At 65.0% G+C, this 18013-nt stretch carries 15 protein-coding genes; 5 read left to right on the forward strand and 10 right to left on the reverse strand.

The window, feature by feature from the left end:
- Window positions 1-16 precede the first annotated feature (16 nt).
- A complete protein-coding gene (locus ACLKOZ_RS07825; RefSeq protein WP_436474076.1) occupies window positions 17-517 on the forward strand; it encodes an N-acetyltransferase family protein in 501 nt (166 codons plus the stop codon).
- Complete coding sequence (locus tag ACLKOZ_RS07830; protein ID WP_436474078.1) at window positions 510-1898, forward strand: alpha/beta fold hydrolase; 1389 nt, start codon at window positions 510-512, stop codon at window positions 1896-1898. Before ACLKOZ_RS07825 ends, ACLKOZ_RS07830 begins: the two co-directional genes overlap by 8 nt.
- On the opposite strand, the gene ACLKOZ_RS07835 is transcribed toward ACLKOZ_RS07830, so the two are convergent.
- From ACLKOZ_RS07835 to coaE, 4 genes are all read right to left on the reverse strand, one after another.
- On the reverse strand, window positions 1884-3224 hold the full coding sequence (locus ACLKOZ_RS07835; protein WP_436474080.1) for an MFS transporter: 1341 nt from the start codon (window positions 3222-3224) through the stop codon (window positions 1884-1886). The two genes, ACLKOZ_RS07830 and ACLKOZ_RS07835, sit on opposite strands and share 15 nt — an antisense overlap.
- Before the next feature lie 110 nt (window positions 3225-3334).
- On the reverse strand, window positions 3335-4378 hold the full coding sequence (locus ACLKOZ_RS07840) for a TerC family protein (RefSeq protein WP_436474081.1): 1044 nt from the start codon (window positions 4376-4378) through the stop codon (window positions 3335-3337).
- A gap of 224 nt (window positions 4379-4602) precedes the next feature.
- Window positions 4603-6702, reverse strand: a complete 2100-nt coding sequence (gene uvrB, locus ACLKOZ_RS07845; protein WP_436474083.1) for an excinuclease ABC subunit UvrB — start codon at window positions 6700-6702, stop codon at window positions 4603-4605.
- A 44-nt stretch (window positions 6703-6746) separates the two neighbouring features.
- Window positions 6747-7985, reverse strand: coding sequence for a dephospho-CoA kinase (gene coaE / locus ACLKOZ_RS07850; RefSeq protein WP_436474085.1), 1239 nt, complete (start codon window positions 7983-7985; stop codon window positions 6747-6749).
- An 86-nt stretch (window positions 7986-8071) separates the two neighbouring features.
- On the opposite strand from coaE, the gene ACLKOZ_RS07855 reads away from it, so the two are divergent.
- Window positions 8072-8764 (forward strand): IMPACT family protein, encoded by a 693-nt coding sequence (locus ACLKOZ_RS07855; RefSeq protein ID WP_436474087.1) that lies wholly within the window; start codon window positions 8072-8074, stop codon window positions 8762-8764.
- Window positions 8748-9242: a GNAT family N-acetyltransferase gene (locus tag ACLKOZ_RS07860; protein WP_436474088.1), complete on the forward strand. Its 495-nt coding sequence runs from the start codon at window positions 8748-8750 to the stop codon at window positions 9240-9242. The genes ACLKOZ_RS07855 and ACLKOZ_RS07860 overlap by 17 nt, the downstream gene beginning before the upstream one ends.
- A 189-nt stretch (window positions 9243-9431) precedes the next feature.
- Here ACLKOZ_RS07860 and rpsA read toward each other — a convergent pair whose 3' ends face one another.
- The 5 genes from rpsA to polA all read right to left on the reverse strand — a co-directional run bounded on the left by rpsA (window position 9432) and on the right by polA (window position 16742).
- The gene (rpsA, locus tag ACLKOZ_RS07865) at window positions 9432-10907 is read right to left on the reverse strand and encodes a 30S ribosomal protein S1 (RefSeq protein ID WP_305940977.1); all 1476 of its coding nucleotides are present in this window, start codon (window positions 10905-10907) and stop codon (window positions 9432-9434) included.
- A gap of 181 nt (window positions 10908-11088) precedes the next feature.
- Window positions 11089-11805, reverse strand: a complete 717-nt coding sequence (locus ACLKOZ_RS07870) for a polysaccharide deacetylase family protein (RefSeq protein ID WP_436474090.1) — start codon at window positions 11803-11805, stop codon at window positions 11089-11091.
- Between the two features lie 274 nt (window positions 11806-12079).
- Window positions 12080-13366 carry a GNAT family N-acetyltransferase gene (locus ACLKOZ_RS07875; protein ID WP_436474269.1) on the reverse strand — a complete coding sequence of 429 codons (1287 nt, stop codon included), beginning with the start codon at window positions 13364-13366 and terminating at the stop codon, window positions 12080-12082.
- Window positions 13367-13438: 72 nt separating this feature from the next.
- The gene (locus tag ACLKOZ_RS07880; protein ID WP_436474092.1) at window positions 13439-13984 is read right to left on the reverse strand and encodes a GyrI-like domain-containing protein; all 546 of its coding nucleotides are present in this window, start codon (window positions 13982-13984) and stop codon (window positions 13439-13441) included.
- 115 nt (window positions 13985-14099) lie between these two features.
- Window positions 14100-16742 (reverse strand): DNA polymerase I, encoded by a 2643-nt coding sequence (gene polA, locus ACLKOZ_RS07885; protein WP_436474271.1) that lies wholly within the window; start codon window positions 16740-16742, stop codon window positions 14100-14102.
- 193 nt (window positions 16743-16935) lie between these two features.
- Between polA and ACLKOZ_RS07890 the strand changes: the two genes are divergently transcribed.
- Window positions 16936-17415 carry a PaaI family thioesterase gene (locus ACLKOZ_RS07890; RefSeq protein WP_436474094.1) on the forward strand — a complete coding sequence of 160 codons (480 nt, stop codon included), beginning with the start codon at window positions 16936-16938 and terminating at the stop codon, window positions 17413-17415.
- A gap of 14 nt (window positions 17416-17429) precedes the next feature.
- Here the strand turns inward: ACLKOZ_RS07890 and ACLKOZ_RS07895 are convergent, their stop codons facing one another.
- Window positions 17430-17987 carry a dihydrofolate reductase family protein gene (locus ACLKOZ_RS07895; RefSeq protein ID WP_436474096.1) on the reverse strand — a complete coding sequence of 186 codons (558 nt, stop codon included), beginning with the start codon at window positions 17985-17987 and terminating at the stop codon, window positions 17430-17432.
- Window positions 17988-18013 lie beyond the last annotated feature (26 nt).

Here is an 18013-nt window from a genome sequence, read left to right on the forward strand (position 1 = left end):
CTAGTAAACTCGGACCATGAGTGTAATCCGCCCGGCAACCCGGCACGACGTCCCCGCGATCCTGCAGATGATCCACGAACTGGCCATCTACGAGAAGGAACCGGACGCCGTCCGCAACACCCCGGAAAAGCTGGCCGAGGCCCTTTTCGGGGACAATCCCCGGGTGTTTGCCACCATGGCCGAAAACGCGGCGGGCGAGGTCCAGGGGTTTGCGCTGTGGTTCCTTAACTACTCCACGTGGGAAGGTGTGCACGGCATTTACCTTGAAGACCTCTATGTCAGCCCGCACGCCCGTGGTGAGGGGCACGGCAAGGCGCTCCTGCAGCACCTGGCCGCCACCGCCGTCGAAAACGGCTACGCCAGGGTGGAGTGGAGCGTCCTGGACTGGAACGAGCCCTCCATCAACTTCTATCGGGGCCTCGGGGCGCGTCCTATGGACGGCTGGTCCACGTTCCGGCTGACTGGTGACGCCCTGGAGCACTTCGGCAGCAGCACAGCAGCGGCCATCCATGGCTGAGCGGGCCGCCACGGCCGCGAGGACCAAAACGCCGGTCCGGCACACGGTACGGGCGCGCCATGAATTCCGTGGCATGCGCACCGCCGAGCACTACTTCACTGTCCCGCTGGATCATTTCGGGACGGGGAGAGGCACCGGGGAGCCGGCGCCCGCCACGGGCGGGACGGCTCCGGAGACCATCACGGTATTCGCCCGTGAGTACGTCTCGTCGGCCCACACCGAGGCTGAGGCGCAAGAACTGCCCTGGCTGCTGTTCCTCCAGGGCGGCCCCGGTGGCCGGGGCAACCGGCTCGCGTCACTGGGCGGCTGGAACAAGGCGGCGGCCAGGGATTTCCGGATCCTGATGCTGGACCAGCGCGGAACCGGGCTCTCCACCCCCCTTGACCGGAACACGCTGCCGTTGCACGGGACGGCTGAGGAGCAGGCGGGCTATCTTGAGCACTTCAGGGCGGATTCGATCGTGGCCGACGCGGAGCTCATCCGTGCTGCCCTCGGCTCTGGCCCCTGGAGCATTTATGGCCAAAGCTACGGCGGATTCTGCGCCCTCACCTATCTGTCGTTCGCGCCCGAGGGGCTCAAGGAAGCGCTGATCACTGGTGGGCTGGCCCCGCTGTCCGGCCACACGGACGACGTCTACAGGGCCACCTTCCGTCGCGTCGCCGAGCGCAACACCGAATATTTCAGCTGGTACCCGGAGGACCGCAGGACGGTGGAAAGAATTGCCGCCCACCTTCGCAAGAACAAGGAAATCCTGCCCGACGGCAGCCGCCTCACGGTGGAACGGTTCCAGATGGTGGGCGCCTTCCTGGGCGGCAACACCAGGGTGGATGGCCTGCACTACCTGCTGGAGGATGCGTTCACCGGGTCACCGAACGGAGCCAGGCTCTCCGATACGTTCCTTGAGCAGGTGCAGGGTATTGTGTCCCGCCTGGCCAACCCCCTCTATGCACTAATGCACGAATCCATCTACGGCCAGGGGCACGCCAGCGGCTGGGCCGCTTGGCGCGTGCTCGAGGAGTTCCCGGAGTTCGATCCTGATGCCCAGCCCCTGCTGCTGACGGGGGAAATGGTCTACCCGTGGTACTTCGAGCAGGATCCGGCGTTGCAGCCGCTGCGGCACGTCGCCCAACTGCTGGCTGCCAAGTCGGACTGGAAGCCGCTGTACGATAGCACCCAGCTGGCTGCCAACAGCGTCCCGGTTGCCGCCGCGGTCTACCGTGATGACATCTACGTGGATCGCAGCCTTTCCTTGGAAACGGCGGCCGCCGTCCGCGGCCTCCAGGTCTGGGAGACAGCCGACTTCCACCATGACGGCATAGCAGACGACGGCGAGGGCATCTTCGGCCGTTTGCTCGGTATGGTGCGTTCAGCCCGGCACTGACTTGCGTCGCTGCGCCAGGAGTGTCACGGAGGCAGCCGCCAGGACCGCCGCCCCTACTACGGCGCCCACCAGGTTCAACCCCAGGTAGCCTGCCCCGCTAAGGACCAGGCCAGAAGTTGCCCCGCCAACCGCCCCGGCGGCTCCCATCAGCATGTCGGACACGCCTTGGACCATCACGCGGGACTCCTGGCCGACGCTTTCGGCGAGGAGCGTGGAACCGGAAATAGTGGAAGCAGACCAGCCCACACCCAGCAGCACTAGCCCCACGGCAACTGCCGCCGTGGACGCTTGGCCGAACCCGGCCACTGCGACAGCCGCGATCAGTGTGGCGAAGCCGATCATGATCGTCTCCGTCCTGCCGGCCTTGTCTGTCAGCCACCCCATCACTGGCGATAGGGCAAACATCCCCGCGATGTGCAGGGAGATCGTGAACCCGATGATTACCAGCACATCGCCCGTGGCGGCGTGCCCGGCATGGCCCGGCCCTGCGACGAGTTCCTGCAAGTGCAGCGGCGTCATGGACATCACCCCCACCATGACCGCATGGGCACCGACGACGGCGGCCAGTGCCAGCCAGGCTGCCCTCGACTGGCGGATCGCACGCATGCCGCGGACGAGTGAACCGCCGCTTCGGGCCTGTGCAGGCGGAGCCTGGAGAGTCACCGGCGGCTGGCCGGCCTCCTGCTGTGCGACGAGCTCCCGGGCCAGGAGGAGGGGGTCAGGCCTGAGGCCGGCAAAAAGCAACACCGTAGCCACAAGGAGGCCAGCTGCAGAAATGACGAAAGGACCCGCAATGGGAGGCAGCCCGAGTGCCTGGCCCACCACTGCACCCGGCTGGACCAGGTTCGGCCCGGCGACAGCTCCGACGGTGACTGCCCACACTACGGCGGACAGCGCCCTGCCACGGTGCTCGGCATCAGCGAGGTCGACGGCGGCGAAGCGCGCCTGGAGGCTGGCCGCGGTGCCCACGCCAATGCCCGCGGCCCCCAGCACGAGAAGGATGAACTGCCCGGACACCACGGCAAGCACCATCAGGACCGTGCCCAGCAGTGCCGCGGACAGCCCCGTGACCTGGCCGATCCGGCGGCCCCGACGGTCTGCGAGGGAGGCGAGCGGCAGCGCGGCCAGCGCTGCGCCGAGCGTCATGACGGTGGCAACGGAGCCTGCCCAGGCCGTGGAGCCTGAGAGCTCCACGGCAAGGATGGAGCCGATGGAAACGGTGGCCCCCGTGCCGATGCCGGCGAAAACCTGGGCCACGCTCAGCAGCGTCACGGTGCGCCTCTGCACCTGGCGCACTCCACTTTCGGTCATCACAGTGCCAGCCATGGTCCGAGCATAGTCCTCGGCGGCCCGGTCCTACAGTGCCAGTTTTAAGCCAGTAATCCCGGCCGCGCTGCGGCCGGGATTACTGGACTGGACGGTGGAGAAGCGGAGCGCTATTCGGCGTCGGTGAGGTCGGCGTCCCTGAGGCTCTTCTTGGCGTCTTCCTCGAGGCGCGGGTCCAGGTGGGCTGTCTTTGCCTTGGAACTGACGAGGCTGGCAACCACGGCAACAATGATGGTGCCCACGATGACGGCCAGGGAGACGAACGTGGGGATCTCAGGCGCCCATTCGATGTGGTGGCCACCGTTGATGAACGGCAGTTCGTTCACGTGCATGGCGTGCAGGACCAGCTTCACGCCGATGAACGCCAGGATGAAGGACAGTGCGTGCTTCAGGTAGATGAGGCGGTTCATCAGGCCACCCAGCAGGAAGTACAGCTGGCGCAGGCCCATCAGGGCGAACAGGTTGGCCGTGAACACGATGAACGGGCTCTGCGTGAGGCCGAAGATTGCGGGGATGGAGTCAACAGCGAAGAGAAGGTCAGTCAGGCCGATGGTGATGAACACGATCAGCATCGGGGTAAACACCTTCTTGCCGTTAACCGTGGTGCGAAGCTTCCCGCCGTCGAACTTCTCCGACATCGGGATGACCTTGCGGATCCGGGCGATGAGCGGGTTTTCCTTGTCCTCTTCGTCCTCACCCTCATCCTGGGCCTGCTTCCACGCAGTCCAGAGCAGGAACGCGCCGAAGATGTAGAACACCCAGCTGAACTGCTCGATCACGATGGCGCCGAGGAGGATGAAGATCCCGCGCAGGATCAGCGCGATGATGATGCCCACCATCAGGACTTCCTGCTGGTATTTCCGGGGTACGGAGAAGCGGGCCATGATGATGATGAAGACAAACAGGTTGTCGATGCTCAGGCTGTATTCGGTGACCCAGCCGGCCACGAACTGGCCGCCGAACTCGGCTCCGGTAAAGGCGAACATGGCGCCGGCGAACACCAGGGCAAGCGTGACGTAGAACGCCACCCACAGGCCGGCTTCCTTCATGGAAGGTTCATGGGGCCGCCGGATAACCAGCAAGAGGTCGATGAGGAGGATCAGGCCGAGGGCGACTAGAGAGCCAACCTCGAACCACACGGGCAATTCGAGCACAGGGTAGCCTTTCGCAGGGTACAGAGAAGCGGTGTAAGTCTCTCCGGCCATCCTGCGCACTTGGTGCTGATGTGGTGGCCCGCTACGCCCGGCCAGGCAACCATGCCTGGCGTGTTGACGATCGTAGCGCTCGGGATACTCCCCTACGTGACGTTAACTGTACAGCAGGGGGCACCCCGGATTCGAACATGACCTGGCCGGCGGTGCGGCACCGGGCAGCCGCGTCAGGCGTGGCCGGCAGCCTGCATCTGGCGGAGCTCCTTCTTGAGTTCGCTCACTTCGTCGCGGATCCTGGCGGCTACCTCGAACTGAAGTTCGGCGGCGGCGCCGTGCATTTGTTCGGTCAGTTGCTCGATCAAACCCACGAGGTCCTCTGCCGGAGCCGCGGCGAGGCCATCTGCACGGACCTGGGCTGCGCCCTTCGCGGCGGACTTTCCGCGCTTGGCACCCTTGGCCAGCCTGTTGTTGTTGAGCAGCTCCTGGGTATCGGCGTCCTCCTTGGCCAGTTGGTCGGTGATGTCGGCGATCTTCTTCCGCAGGGGCTGCGGATCAATGCCCTTTTCCGTGTTGTAGGCCACCTGGATGGCGCGGCGCCGGTTGGTCTCGTCGATGGCGTGGGCCATGGAGTCGGTGATGCGGTCTGCGTACATATGAACCTGGCCGGACACGTTGCGGGCCGCACGCCCAATGGTCTGGATAAGGGAGGTGGAGGACCGCAGGAAACCTTCCTTGTCCGCGTCCAGGATGCTCACCAGCGAGACCTCTGGCAGGTCCAGTCCTTCGCGGAGCAGGTTGATGCCTACCAGGACGTCGAAGACGCCCATCCGGAGTTCCCTGAGCAGTTCAACCCGCCGCAGGGTGTCTACATCGGAGTGCAGGTATTCGACCTTGATGCCGTGGCCCAGCAGGTAGTCGGTGAGGTCCTCCGCCATCCGCTTGGTCAGCGTGGTGACCAGGACGCGTTCATTCTTCGCCGTCCGCGTCTTGATCTCGCCCAGGAGGTCGTCAATCTGGCCCTTGGTGGGCTTGACCACTACCTCGGGGTCGATCAGCCCGGTGGGCCGGATGATCTGTTGCACAAAGCCGTCAGCCTTGCCGAGCTCGTATTTGCCGGGCGTAGCGGACAGATAGACGGTCTGGCCCACGCGTTCGAGGAACTCATCCCACTTGAGCGGACGGTTGTCCATGGCCGATGGCAGCCGGAAGCCGAAGTCCACAAGGTTCCGCTTCCGGGACATGTCGCCTTCGTACATGGCACCGATCTGTGGCACGGTGACGTGGGATTCGTCGATCACCAGCAGGAAGTCGTCCGGGAAGTAGTCGATGAGGCAGTGCGGCGCGGTGCCTCGGGCTCGGCCGTCAATATGCGACGAGTAGTTCTCGATGCCGTTGCAGAAGCCCATCTGCTGCATCATTTCGAGGTCGTAGGTGGTGCGCATCCTGAGTCGCTGGGCTTCCACCAGCTTGTTCTGGCTTTCCAAGACCTCCAGCCGCTCGGCGAGTTCGTCCTCGATCCGCTTGATGGCCCGTGCCATCCGCTCGGGACCGGCCACATAATGTGAGGCCGGGAAGACGTACATCTCCTCTTCGTCCCGGATCATCTCGCCGGTCAGCGGGTGAAGCGTATGGATGTTTTCGATCTCGTCGCCGAAGAACTCGATCCGAATGGCCAGTTCCTCGTACATCGGGATGATTTCCACGGTGTCGCCGCGGACCCGGAAGGTGCCGCGGTGGAAGTCCATATCGTTGCGGGCATACTGCATGGAGACGAACTTCCGGAGGAGGTCATCGCGGTTCATCTGCGCACCCTTGCGGAGCGTGACCATGCCCGCGATGTACTCCTCCGGAGTGCCCAGGCCGTAGATGCAGGACACCGTGGCGACCACGATCACGTCCCGGCGGGTCAGCAGGGCGTTGGTGGCGGAGTGCCTAAGCCGCTCCACCTCCTCGTTGATGGAGGAATCCTTCTCAATGAAGGTGTCCGTCTGCGCTACGTACGCCTCAGGCTGGTAGTAGTCGTAATAGGAAACGAAGTACTCCACAGCATTGTTGGGCAACAGTTCGCGGAATTCGTTGGCGAGCTGGGCGGCCAAGGTCTTGTTTTGCACCATCACCAGGGTGGGCCGCTGGATCTGTTCGATGAGCCAGGCCGTAGTGGCGCTCTTGCCGGTACCGGTGGCGCCCAGCAGGACAACATCCTTTTCGCCGTTCTTGATCCGCTCCGTCAGTTCCGCGATCGCTGCCGGCTGGTCGCCGGCCGGCTTGAACTCGCTGATGACTTCGAACGGAGCGACGACGCGGTTGATCTCCTGGGCAAGGCTCATGCATCTAATCTACAACCGGGGACCGACAGAGGCAGCCGGATCAGTTACCGGCGAACAGGGTACGACGGCGGCGCCCACCCGGTGGCCGCGGCCCACCGTTCCATCGGGCCTTCCGCCGCGGCGAACCAAGCCTCTTTGGCGGCAGCGTAGGCGGCGGTGGTTGGGTCGCTGGCGTGCACCTCGGACAGGCGGCGCTTGAGGGCCAGATAGTCGGCCGCCGCATCCGGGACGGCCCGGAGCCAGTCACGGAAACACAGGGCGAACCGCCACCCGGGAGAGCCTGCAACCCTGACATGCAAGTTGACGGCCTGGCCGGGGTCGGCGCTGGCGTGGAAGCGCTTTGGCCACGCGGAGGGGTCCGGGTGGGTTGGTTTGGGCACGTCGGCGCTGATGGCCGGCACACGGGGATAACCGGCGGCCGCCAGGACCGGTTCCAGTTGCGCCGCCACGGCCAGGGCCGGGACGGTGAGCTGGAGGTCGAGCACGTCCTTGGCGTCCAGGCCGGGGACCGACGTGGAGCCGATATGGTCCAACCCCACTGGTGCGATACCGTCTGCTCCGGCATGTTTCCGGATTGCCGCGCGGATCCTGGCCATTAGCCGCTCGGCGTCCCGGGGCCACTCTGGGCGCGGACCGTGCAGTACCGGCCCGCCCGGGCGTTCGGCCGGCGTCGCCGTCATGATGTTCCGGGCAAACGGCGCGAGCCGCCCTTCCCAGAGCCCGTCCACCTGGGCCAACAGCGCGTCGACCGGGCCAGAGTTGTCCAAGACCACGTCGGCCGCAGCCAGCCGCTCATCCCGGGAGGCCTGCGCTGCCATCCGGGAACGTGCCTGCTCGGAGGTCATCCCCCGGTTTTCCTGCATCCGCCGGACACGGACATCGTCTGGCGCGTCCACCACAACGACCAAGTGGAAGTCGCTGCCCTGGCCGGTCTCGACAAGCAGCGGTATGTCCTGGACCACCACGGCATCCTCCGGGGCTGTCGCAAGGATGCCGGCGGCAGCTTCGCGGACCAGCGGATGGACAATGCCGTTCAGTACGGCCCGTTGCGCGTCGTTCCCGAACACCACGGCCCCAAGCCGGGCCCGGTCCAGCCGGCCGGTACCATCGAGCATGTCCTGCCCAAACGCCTCCACCACCCGTGCCAGGCCCGGTGTTCCCGGTTCGACGACGTCCCTGGCCAGTGCGTCGGCATCCACGAGCACGGCACCGAGCTCAGCCAGGCGAGAGGCCACCACTGACTTCCCCGAGGCGATGCCGCCCGTCAAACCGATCTTCAGCACCCCACCAGCCTACTAGTGGGCCCCACGCCGCCGGGGTTCCCTGGCCGGGCGTCACGGGGTGAAGGGGTGGTGGGGCCTAGACTCGGATGGTGCAAGAGCAAGACAGCCGGGCAACGTCCTACACCACCCTTGCCGCGGGAGAAGAGTTCCGGCACGAGCTTGAGGTCAAACGGTCCAGGTTCATCACGGTGCTCCGCCGTGCAGATACCGAGGAAGCGGCACGCGACCTGGTGAACGGGCTGCGGCGCGAATTCCACGATGCCCGCCACCACTGCTCTGCCTTCGTCCTCGGACCGGATCGCGGGATCCAGCGGTCCAATGACGACGGCGAACCGTCCGGCACAGCCGGCATCCCCATGCTGGAAGCACTCATCAAAAGGGAAAGCGCACCGGGCGCAACGGACCTCAGCGACGTCAGCGCCGTCGTCGTGCGTTATTTTGGCGGCATCCTCCTGGGGGCAGGCGGACTGGTACGTGCCTACTCAGAGTCCGTGTCCTCTGCTTTGGACGTGGCTCCGCTGGTCAGGCGCCGACGGCTGCGGATTTGCGAATCGTCCGTTCCGCACGCCGCCGCCGGCCGGCTGGAGAATGACCTGCGGGCGGCGGGATATGTGATGGCGGAAACCAGTTACGGCGCGCGGGACACCGTGCTTCGCCTGGCCATAGCCGACGAACCAGCCGAAATCGCGGCAGCCGCCGAACGTGTCCTGTCACTCACCGCCGGGAAGGCCGGGCTCACACCCACAGGAACGGAGTGGATCGATGTCCCGCTCCCCTGAGGTCCGACTGGCCGAAGTCGACGAACCCATGCTGGAGCAGCTCCTTGCACTGGCCACCTGCTACGCCACGGCTGATGAAGTCACTCCGCCCCTGGGCAACGCGACCGGGTGGACCACCGAACGGATCGAGTGGTTCCGTGCCTATCACCGTGCTGCCTACTCCGGCCTGGACGGGCCGGCCAGGGAAAAGAGCTGGGCTGTGCTGTGCGACGGCAGTCCCGCAGGCTCGATAAGGCTGAAACGCGCTGCAGAAGGTGTAGCCGAAACCGGCATCTGGCTGGGCCGCGGATTCCGCGGGCACGGGGTGGGGGCCGCCGCACTCGACCTGGTGCTGGCGGAAGCGCGCCGTGCCGGGCTGGAACAGGTCATTGCCCAGACAACGGCCGGCAACATTGGCGCCCAACGCCTACTCGCCGCGGCGGGCGCCCAGCTGACTTACGACGACGGCGGCGCGGTGAGGGCCGCCGTCGTACTTTAGCGGTAACCCCGACCGGATTGCGTCACTTTTGCCGCCCGGCCGATGCCCTCAGCCCGCAGCTGCAGGGCAAGCCGTGGCTGACGCCGCCAAAAGTTGCGCATTCCCGTCGATCGCACACGCATTAAACACCACGGGCCCCTGCTCAATGCAGGGGCCCATGGTGTTGGCCCGGGAAGGGGCCGGTGGCAATTAGTTGCCGGTCAGCTTCTCGCGCAGAGCGGCAAGAGCCTCGTCCGAAGCAAGCGTACCTGCACCGGTCTCGGCCGCAGCGGGCTCGGAGGAGTAGCTGGTGGTGCCGGAATCGCTGTCACCGGACGTTGCAGCTGCAGCGTCGTCGGCAGCGTGCTGGGCAACCTGCTTCTTGTGTGCTTCCCAGCGGGTCTGGGCGTCAGCGTACTGCTGCTCCCAGGCGGCGCGCTGGTTCTCGTAGCCTTCAAGCCACTCGTTGGACTCCGGGTCAAAGCCCTCCGGGTACTTGTAGTTGCCCTCTTCGTCGTACTCAGCGGCCATGCCGTAGAGAGCCGGATCGAATTCGGTGCTCTCGGCGTCAACGCCCTCGTTAGCCTGCTTGAGGGAGAGGGAGATGCGGCGGCGCTCGAGGTCGATGTCGATGACCTTGACGAACAGCTCGTCGCCAACGGAGACAACCTGCTCAGCAAGCTCAACGTGGCGGACAGCCAGCTCGGAGATGTGAACGAGGCCTTCGATGCCGTCTTCGACGCGAACGAACGCACCGAACGGAACGAGCTTGGTGACCTTACCCGGAACAACCTGGCCGAGGGCGTGGGTGCGGGCGAAGGTCTGCCACGGATCTTCCTGCGTAGCCTTGAGCGACAGTGAAACACGCTCGCGGTCCAGGTCGACCTCGAGAACCTCGACGGTGACTTCCTGGCCAACTTCGACAACCTCGGACGGGTGGTCGATGTGCTTCCAGGACAGCTCGGAAACGTGGACGAGGCCGTCTACGCCGCCCAGGTCCACGAAGGCACCGAAGTTGACGATGGAGGAAACGACGCCGGGACGGACCTGGCCCTTTTCCAGCTTGTTGAGGAACGTGGAGCGGACCTCGGACTGGGTCTGCTCGAGCCATGCACGGCGGGACAGGACAACGTTGTTGCGGTTCTTGTCCAGCTCGATGATCTTGGCTTCGATCTGCTGACCGATGTACGGAGCAAGGTCGCGCACACGGCGCATCTCGACGAGGGATGCGGGCAGGAAGCCGCGCAGACCGATGTCGAGGATAAGACCACCCTTGACAACCTCGATGACGGTACCGGTGACAACACCGTCTTCTTCCTTGACCTTCTCGATGTCGCCCCAGGCACGCTCGTACTGAGCGCGCTTCTTGGAGAGGATCAGGCGGCCTTCTTTGTCTTCCTTGGTGAGCACCAGGGCTTCGACCTGATCGCCAACGGAGACGACGTCTCCGGGATCAACATCGTGCTTGATGGAAAGCTCGCGGGAGGGGATGACACCTTCGGTCTTGTAACCGATGTCGAGCAGAACTTCATCGCGGTCGACTTTGACGACGGTACCTTCGACGAGGTCTCCGTCGTTGAAGTACTTGATGGTGGCGTCGACTGCTGCGAGGAAGTCCTCAGCGGTACCGATGTCGTTAATGGCGACTACGGGGGTACCGGGCTTCTCGGTGGAGGTGATGGTCATGTAGTAGGGGCTCCGTTGTGGATAGTTAGTCGGTCAGGCAAACCACCGCGCCCGCGTTATGGAACGCAGGCGCAGGTCTCGGCAAATCACAAGGATCCGCCGGGTCATCCTGATTTTGTGGATTCTAGAAACGTGCACGTAGTACACGCCCGTTTATTCTAGTCGTAGGGGCCAACACGGGTCAAAGCGCGGGCAGCACGTCGCCCAGGCAGCCAAACGCGGTACCCCCGTCCTGCAGCCGCGGCAGCGCCTGCCGGAAGCCGGCTGCGGTGCCGCTGCCTGGCTTGTTGAAGTGTGCAATGACGATGTCTCCGGGTCCTGCGGCAGACAGGGCCGAAGCGACTGCTGCCGGTGGCATGGTGGCGCCGGCGTCGGCGTTGATGCTGAAATTCACAGGCAGCATGCCCAGGCGGCGGGTCATCACGGCTGCCACGTCGTCGAAGTAGGCCGTACCTGCCCGGAAAAAGCGTGATGGCTGACCGGCGGCCTCGGTGAGCACGTCCTGGCAGCCTGTCAGTTCGTCGTAAGCGTCCGAGACGCTCGCGGTGCCGGGGATGCCGTAGGCGGTTCTGCCGTTGACGGACAGCGGCCGGTGAAGCCAGCCGTGGTTTGCCAGTTCAAACAGCGGGTCTGCGCCGAGTTCGGCGGCGAGCTGGCGGTTCGTGTGGATCCAGCGGGCGTTAACAAACAGGGTGGCCGGAATGTTCAGCCGCCGCAGGGTGGCAAGGAGCTCCTGGTCAACTCCGGAACCTCCCGGGCCGCCGCAGGCATCCAGGGTGATGACCGTTGTCTGCGTGGCGGACCTGGTCACCACGCCGGTCACCTCCAGTCCCCACTCGGTAGGACGCCTGCCGGCGAACTCCGCCACGACCTGGGCCTTGGACGGCGGTTGCACCACGACCGGCGGGCTTGGTGGTGCCTGGGTTGGCGGGCCCTCTGTCGGCACTGGCACGGGCTGTCCAGGCATAGTCGGCATCGGCGAGGCTGCCGCGGCCAGGTTCTGTGCTTGAACCGGACTGGCCGCTCCGCCGGTCACGGTTGCGGACGGCGCGGCACATGCCGAAACCGCCGCGAAAACGCCCGACGTAACGCCAAGCAAAAGTGCCCGGCGGCCTGTCAGCCCCGGCGCCCCAATATCCCCCATGAATTGTCCTTGAATCCGGCAGGAGCCCCTAGAAGTGGGTCAGGCAATGCGTGGACCGCTCAACCGCAAACATGCCACGAGCCTGGAGCGCCGCGCCCTGCTTGTGTTCGCGGATCCGCCCAGCCGCCGACAGCGTAACCGGGCAGACCCCGCCGAGGTAAATTGATGACAGGGCGGAGACATCCAGCGTCAGGTCTGCCTCTTCCTCCTCAAGGCGTACGACGGCGGCCTCGCCGCCTGTGACTTCCAAGGCGTACGTCCCAGCCGTGAGGCCAAGCGGATCAAGGACGTCCAGGACCAGCCTGCCGTCCACGGGATAATGCCGGGCTTCAAGTGCCGCAGGAACATTCAGGATACGGAGCCAGAGCATGTCCCGGCCGTCCGAGGACTCGATGCAGCGGGGATCGGCCAGCGCCCAGGCCAGCGGATCATCCATCGGCGCCTCCGCCCAGGTGACCCGTTCCACCAGGTCGATGGCGCCCAGGAACTGCCAGAGTTCGAGGTACGCCTCGTTGGTGGCGGCCACGAGGTCCACCACCTCGACGGTGTAGGGCGTTGTATCCCAGCCCAGGAATTTGTAGGAGACATAGCCGTCCACGGTGGAACCAGGACCGTAGTGCAACGCCACCTTGACAGCCGGATCCTCCTTTCCGTCGCGGCCAAGGGACCCCGAAGCCAGCTGGCGGTACCACTCCTGGCGGCCGATCGATCCCGGCGTCACGCGGTGGACACGGTCGAAGATTTGCGGTGCCACGTCCAGCAGCACTGTGGGTTCGGCGACTTCCACAGTGCCGGCAGCCTGGTGGTTCAGTTGAAACCGCACGGTTGTGTCCACTTTTACGGTGCGTTCGAAGCTGGCCACGCCGTAGCCGAACCGTCCGTAGATAGACCCTTCAGAGGCGGTCAGGGCGGCCATCGCGATGCCGTCGCGGCGGGCCAGGTCCAGGTCCTCGGACATCATCCTCCGCAGCAGGCCGCGGCGCCGATGCGAGGTGCGCACGGTCACGGCGGTCACCATCTGGGTTTCCAGCATCCGGCCGAAGCCGATGTTGAGGGTCTTGCGGAGCGTCCCGAAGGTGGCGACCGGGACATCCGCGGGGAGGGAACCGGGAGCCACCTCCCCCGTTTGGTATGCGCCGGTCAGGACACGGCGGTCAGCCTGGTAGGTCGCCAGGGACTTCGCCACGTGCTCCGGGCTCCGGGTGGACTCGTGGAAGCCAAAGGCCACTGCCCTGACCCACTTTTCCGCTTCGGCGTATCCGTGCTCATCTTTGGAGACGGCGTCGAAGCGCCGGATTTCGTAGTTTCCACTCAGTTCAGCCACATTGCCGAGCCTAACCAACCCATCGGGCCCCTGGCCAGCAACAACACACGGTCGCGAGGTGGGTCAGATCCTCCGCACGGGCTGGCGGAGGATAGTTTTGAGCTTTTCCGGCGCCACCCTCCGGGCGTCGCTGAGGTAGATCTCGTGGTGCGGCCCGGCGAACCCGAAGCCGTTGGCCAGCATGAACTCATGGTGCAGGCGGTGCAGGGTGGGAGCCTCGTCGTCGTAGCTGCCGATGTGCAGGATCTGCACCGAAAGCCCTTCGTCGAGCGTCTCAAGCCGGAGCCGGTCCAGCCGCGGCACCTTCTTCGCAGCGGCCTTTGCGATGCCGTCCTGGAGGTCGGCGGGTCCGATCCAGTCGGGCTGCGGGATCATCATGGTCCACTTCCAACTGTCCTTGTCGCCGCGGGTGAAGGCCCCGGGATCGTCGGCCATCCATAGACCCTCCAGCGGCCCGACGGCGTAGTCCCGGCCTGCGTGCTTGCTGGCAAACTTCACGGCATAGGAGACCGAGTACAGCGCTTCCAGGGCAGCGGCGTACTCGGGCGCAGTTCCGGGGTTACCTTGGCCGTCCAGCATCAGGTAGTTCAGCGGGGGTACGGTAACCACCGCGAAGTCCCGGGCGCGGGGCGCGTACAGTTCCTTGAACTATTTCCTGACGTCGTACTTGTCCATCGCGCCCCGCCCTTCGGTCCCCTGCCCCTGGCCTGTGCCGCTGGCGTTCCTAGTGCCCGGCGTCGTACCAGCTCGGACCCACGCCGATCTGTACGTCGAGTGGGACGCTGAGGTCCGCGGCGCCGGCCATCTGTTCGGTGACGAGTTTCTCCACCACTTCCCGCTCGCCGGTAGCCACTTCGAGCACCAGTTCGTCATGGACCTGGAGGAGCATACGGGACTTCAGGCCCTGGGCGGCCAGTTCCTCGTGCACACCCAGCATGGCGCGTTTGATGATGTCCGCCGCCGAGCCCTGGATGGGCGAGTTCAGCGCGATGCGTTCTGCGTTCTCGCGAAGCTGGCGATCCGTGCTGGTGAGGTCCGGGAGGTAGCGGCGGCGGCCCTCGATGGTGGCGGTGTAGCCGTCAATCCGGGCCTGGTCCACCACCCCGCGGAGGTAGTCGCGAACGGCGCCGAACCGGTCGAAGTAGTCCTTCATGAGTGTCCGGGCCTCGTCGACGGAAATTTCCAGCTGCTTGGAGAGGCCAAAGGACGTCAGGCCGTAGGCGAGGCCGTACGACATGGCCTTGACCTTCGAACGCATGGCGCTGGTGACTTGGTCGGTGGGGACGTGGAAGATGTTGGAGCCCACAAAGCGGTGGAGGTCCTCGCCGTCCTTGTAGGCCTGGATCAGGCCGGCGTCCCCCGAAAGGTGCGCCATGATGCGCATTTCGATCTGCGAGTAGTCGGCGGACAGCAGGCAGTCATAGCCTTCGCTGACCACAAAGATGCCGCGGACTCGCCGGCCTTCCTCGCTGCGGATGGGGATGTTCTGCAAGTTGGGGTTATTGGAAGAGATCCGGCCCGTGGCTGCGACGTTCTGCGCGTAGGTGGTGTGGATCCGGCCGTCTTCCGTGACGGACTTCTTCAGCGACTCCAGCATTTGGCGCAGCTTCGAGGACTCGCGGTGGGCCATGAGCTGGACCAGGAATTCATGCCCGGTTTTTTCCAACAGGTTCTTCAGCGACGCGGCATCGGTGGTGTAGCCCGATTTGATCTTCTTGGTCTTCGGCAACTGCAGTTCCTCGAACAGAACAGTCTGGAGCTGCTTGGGCGAACCGAGGTTGACCTCGTGGCCGATCGCCGCGAACGCGAGTTCCTGGGCGTTGTCAATTACCTTGGCGAGGTCAGCGAGCTGCTCATCCATGCGGTGCATATCGATGGCGATGCCGGCGAGCTCCATGTCGGCCAGCACCCTGCTGACAGGCAATTCCAGGGTGGCCAGCAAGTCCGCGGCCTGGCGTTCGGCAAGTTCCGATTCGAAGTATCGGCTCAGCGCCTGGACGACGGCGGCCACCTGGACCAGTGCGTCAGCGGCGGCGGCGTCATCGCCGTCGAACGACAGTTCAAGCTGGCCTGCCTTGGCAGTCTCGGAGGAGATGCTGACGTTCAGGTGGTGCTGGGCGAGCTCGGCCAGTTCATAGGTGCGGCGGTCCGGCTGGATGAGGTAGCCGGAGATGGACGTGTCATCCACCACCCCTTCCAGACCCAGGCCGCGGCTGGACAGCGCCTTCAGGGCAGCCTTGTAGCCGTGCATGACCTTGGGCGACGACGCGTCCCGCAGCCAGTCCGCAAGGACGTTTTCGGCTGCGGCGTCCTGGCCGGCGAGGTCGATGTATACAGCGGCATCGTCACGGACAATGGCAATGGCTGCGGCGTCTTCGCCGATCCGGCCGGGAACAAGGTCAACGGCGACGGCCGAGCGTTTCCCGGCACCGGCAGCGAGGAAAGCACCCAATTCTGCTGCGTTGGACGGGGTTTTATACTCCGGCACTTCGACGTTCTCGCGCTCCGCCGGTTCCAGGTCCTCGCTGCCGTACAGCGCGAAGAGCCGGGCACGGATGGTTTTGAACTCCAACTCGTCGAACAACTGCTCAAGTGCAGCTTCGTCCGGCCGCGGGTCCGCAAGGTCTTCCAGGGTCACCGGCAGTTCGAGGTCTGTGTGGAGCCGGTTCAGACGGCGATTGCGCTTAACGTCCTCGATGTTTTCCCGGAGGGCGTCGCCCACCTTGCCGCCAATCGCATCCACGTGCTCAAGGACACCTTCGAGTCCGCCGTAAAGGTTGATCCACTTCGCGGCGGTCTTGGGCCCGACACCCGGAACACCGGGCAGGTTATCGGAGGACTCCCCCACCAGTGCGGCGAGGTCGGAGTACTGCGGCGGCGTGACAAAGTACTTCTCCTGGATGGCCGCGGCGTCCAGCCGGGGGATGTCGCTGACACCCTTGCGGGGGTACAACACAAAAACGTTGTCGGTGATGAGCTGGAACGCATCGCGGTCGCCGGTGACCAGGAGGACTTCGTAGCCGGCCTTCTCCCCCATCACGGACAGCGTTGCCAGGATGTCGTCCGCTTCGTAGCCGGGCAGCTTGATGGTCTTGATGCCCCATGCCTGCATGACCTTGTCGATGAGGTCGATCTGGCCGCTCATCTCCCGGGGCGTTTCGTTGCGGCCACCTTTGTAGTCGCTGTACTCGGCTTTGCGGTGCGTGGTCTCGTCTGAGACATCGAAGGCGACGGCGATGTGCGTGGGCTGTTGTTCCTTGATCAGGTTGATCAGCATGGAGGTAAAGCCGTGGATCGCGTTGGTGTGCTGTCCGTTGGCGGTGGAAAACTTGTCGGCGGGCAGCGCGAAGAACGCCCGGAACGCCATCGAATGCCCGTCCAGCACCAGGAGGCGCGGCTGGCTGGTAATAGGAATGACAGGAGCCTCGGTAGCGGAAACCCGGCCCCCGGCCGGCGGGACCTTGATGTCCTGCAGGGCGGCGTCAGCCTCAAGGGCAACGGTTTCGGAAGGGAAGGGGGCCGGTTTGGTAGTTTCACTCACAGGTGCCAGCCTAGTTCCCATGATGGACAATTTCACGCCCGGCCCCTTTACTGAGGAGTTGGTCACAGCCGGCGTCCCTGAACAGCTGCATGAGTGGCTCAGCGGATATGGAATCGGTGCCCTGGTGCTCAAGATGGGCATCCACTTCCTGGAGATGAGTCCCGAGCGGACGGTGGCCACCATGCCGGTGGAAGGCAACACCCAGGTGGCAGGCATCCTGCATGGCGGAGCCCACGTTGTGCTGGCCGAAACACTGGGATCCTTTGCGGCGGGCATGCACGCCGGCGCCGGCAGGCATGCCGTGGGCATTGAGGTCAACGCCACCCACCACCGGTCCGTCGCGGCCGGCACCGTCACCGGTACGTGCACCGCAGTCCACCTCGGCGGGACGCTGACCACGCACGAGGTTGTCATGACCGATGACAAGGGCAGGCGGCTGTCAACGGCCCGCATCACAAACATGCTCAGGGACAAAGGGCCCGCGAAAAAGGGAGACTAGTCCGCCAGGGGATCCTAGCCAGCCGTGTCCTCAGGGTTGAGGTTGTAGCGCAGCTCAACTACCCCCCGCCCCATGGTGCGCGAAGCAGTCAGCTCCAGTGGCGCCGTCGGGCCTTCCAGCGGCAACAACCGCTTGCCGTCGCCCAGCACCACCGGGATGACCGAGAGGATGAGTTCATCCAGGTACCCCGCAGCGGCGAACTGGGCTGCCAGGTTGCCGCCGCCCACCACCCACACGTTCTTCCCGCCGGCGTCGTCCTTGAAATCCTGTACGAATTCCCGGACCGGGCCGCGGACAAATGTGACGTCTGAACCGGCCGGCGCCGTGTGCTCGTGCCGGGTGAAGACGTAGCAGGGCGTGGACGGGTAGGGCCATTTGCCGGGTTCGTGCTTCATCAGCCAGGCGTAGGTTTCCCCGCCCATGACGATGCAGCCCACGCCCTCCATGAAGGTGTCGTAGCTGTCCTGCCCGCCGTCGAAGCCGTCGAATTGCAGGAGCCAGGTGAGGTCGTCATGTGCGGTGGCGATGAAGCCGTCCAGGGACGCGGCCACGAAGTACTGGAAGCGGGACATGGCTCAAGCGTAGTCATTTCGACTCC

Origin of the sequence: Arthrobacter sp. R4, assembly GCF_051365025.1 — a bacterium.
Lineage (GTDB): Bacteria > Actinomycetota > Actinomycetes > Actinomycetales > Micrococcaceae > Arthrobacter.

What these genes read in the sequence shown, in the direction of transcription:
- ACLKOZ_RS07825 (WP_436474076.1), top strand. Translation starts at nt 17, where the DNA reads ATGAGTGTAATCCGCCCGGCAACCCGGCACGACGTCCCCGCGATCCTG.
- ACLKOZ_RS07830 (WP_436474078.1), top strand. Translation starts at nt 510, where the DNA reads ATGGCTGAGCGGGCCGCCACGGCCGCGAGGACCAAAACGCCGGTCCGG.
- ACLKOZ_RS07835 (WP_436474080.1), bottom strand. Translation starts at nt 3,224, where the DNA reads ATGGCTGGCACTGTGATGACCGAAAGTGGAGTGCGCCAGGTGCAGAGG.
- uvrB (WP_436474083.1), bottom strand. Translation starts at nt 6,702, where the DNA reads ATGAGCCTTGCCCAGGAGATCAACCGCGTCGTCGCTCCGTTCGAAGTC.
- ACLKOZ_RS07855 (WP_436474087.1), top strand. Translation starts at nt 8,072, where the DNA reads ATGGTGCAAGAGCAAGACAGCCGGGCAACGTCCTACACCACCCTTGCC.
- ACLKOZ_RS07860 (WP_436474088.1), top strand. Translation starts at nt 8,748, where the DNA reads ATGTCCCGCTCCCCTGAGGTCCGACTGGCCGAAGTCGACGAACCCATG.
- rpsA (WP_305940977.1), bottom strand. Translation starts at nt 10,907, where the DNA reads ATGACCATCACCTCCACCGAGAAGCCCGGTACCCCCGTAGTCGCCATT.
- polA (WP_436474271.1), bottom strand. Translation starts at nt 16,742, where the DNA reads ATGGCGTTCCGGGCGTTCTTCGCGCTGCCCGCCGACAAGTTTTCCACC.
- ACLKOZ_RS07890 (WP_436474094.1), top strand. Translation starts at nt 16,936, where the DNA reads ATGATGGACAATTTCACGCCCGGCCCCTTTACTGAGGAGTTGGTCACA.
- ACLKOZ_RS07895 (WP_436474096.1), bottom strand. Translation starts at nt 17,987, where the DNA reads ATGTCCCGCTTCCAGTACTTCGTGGCCGCGTCCCTGGACGGCTTCATC.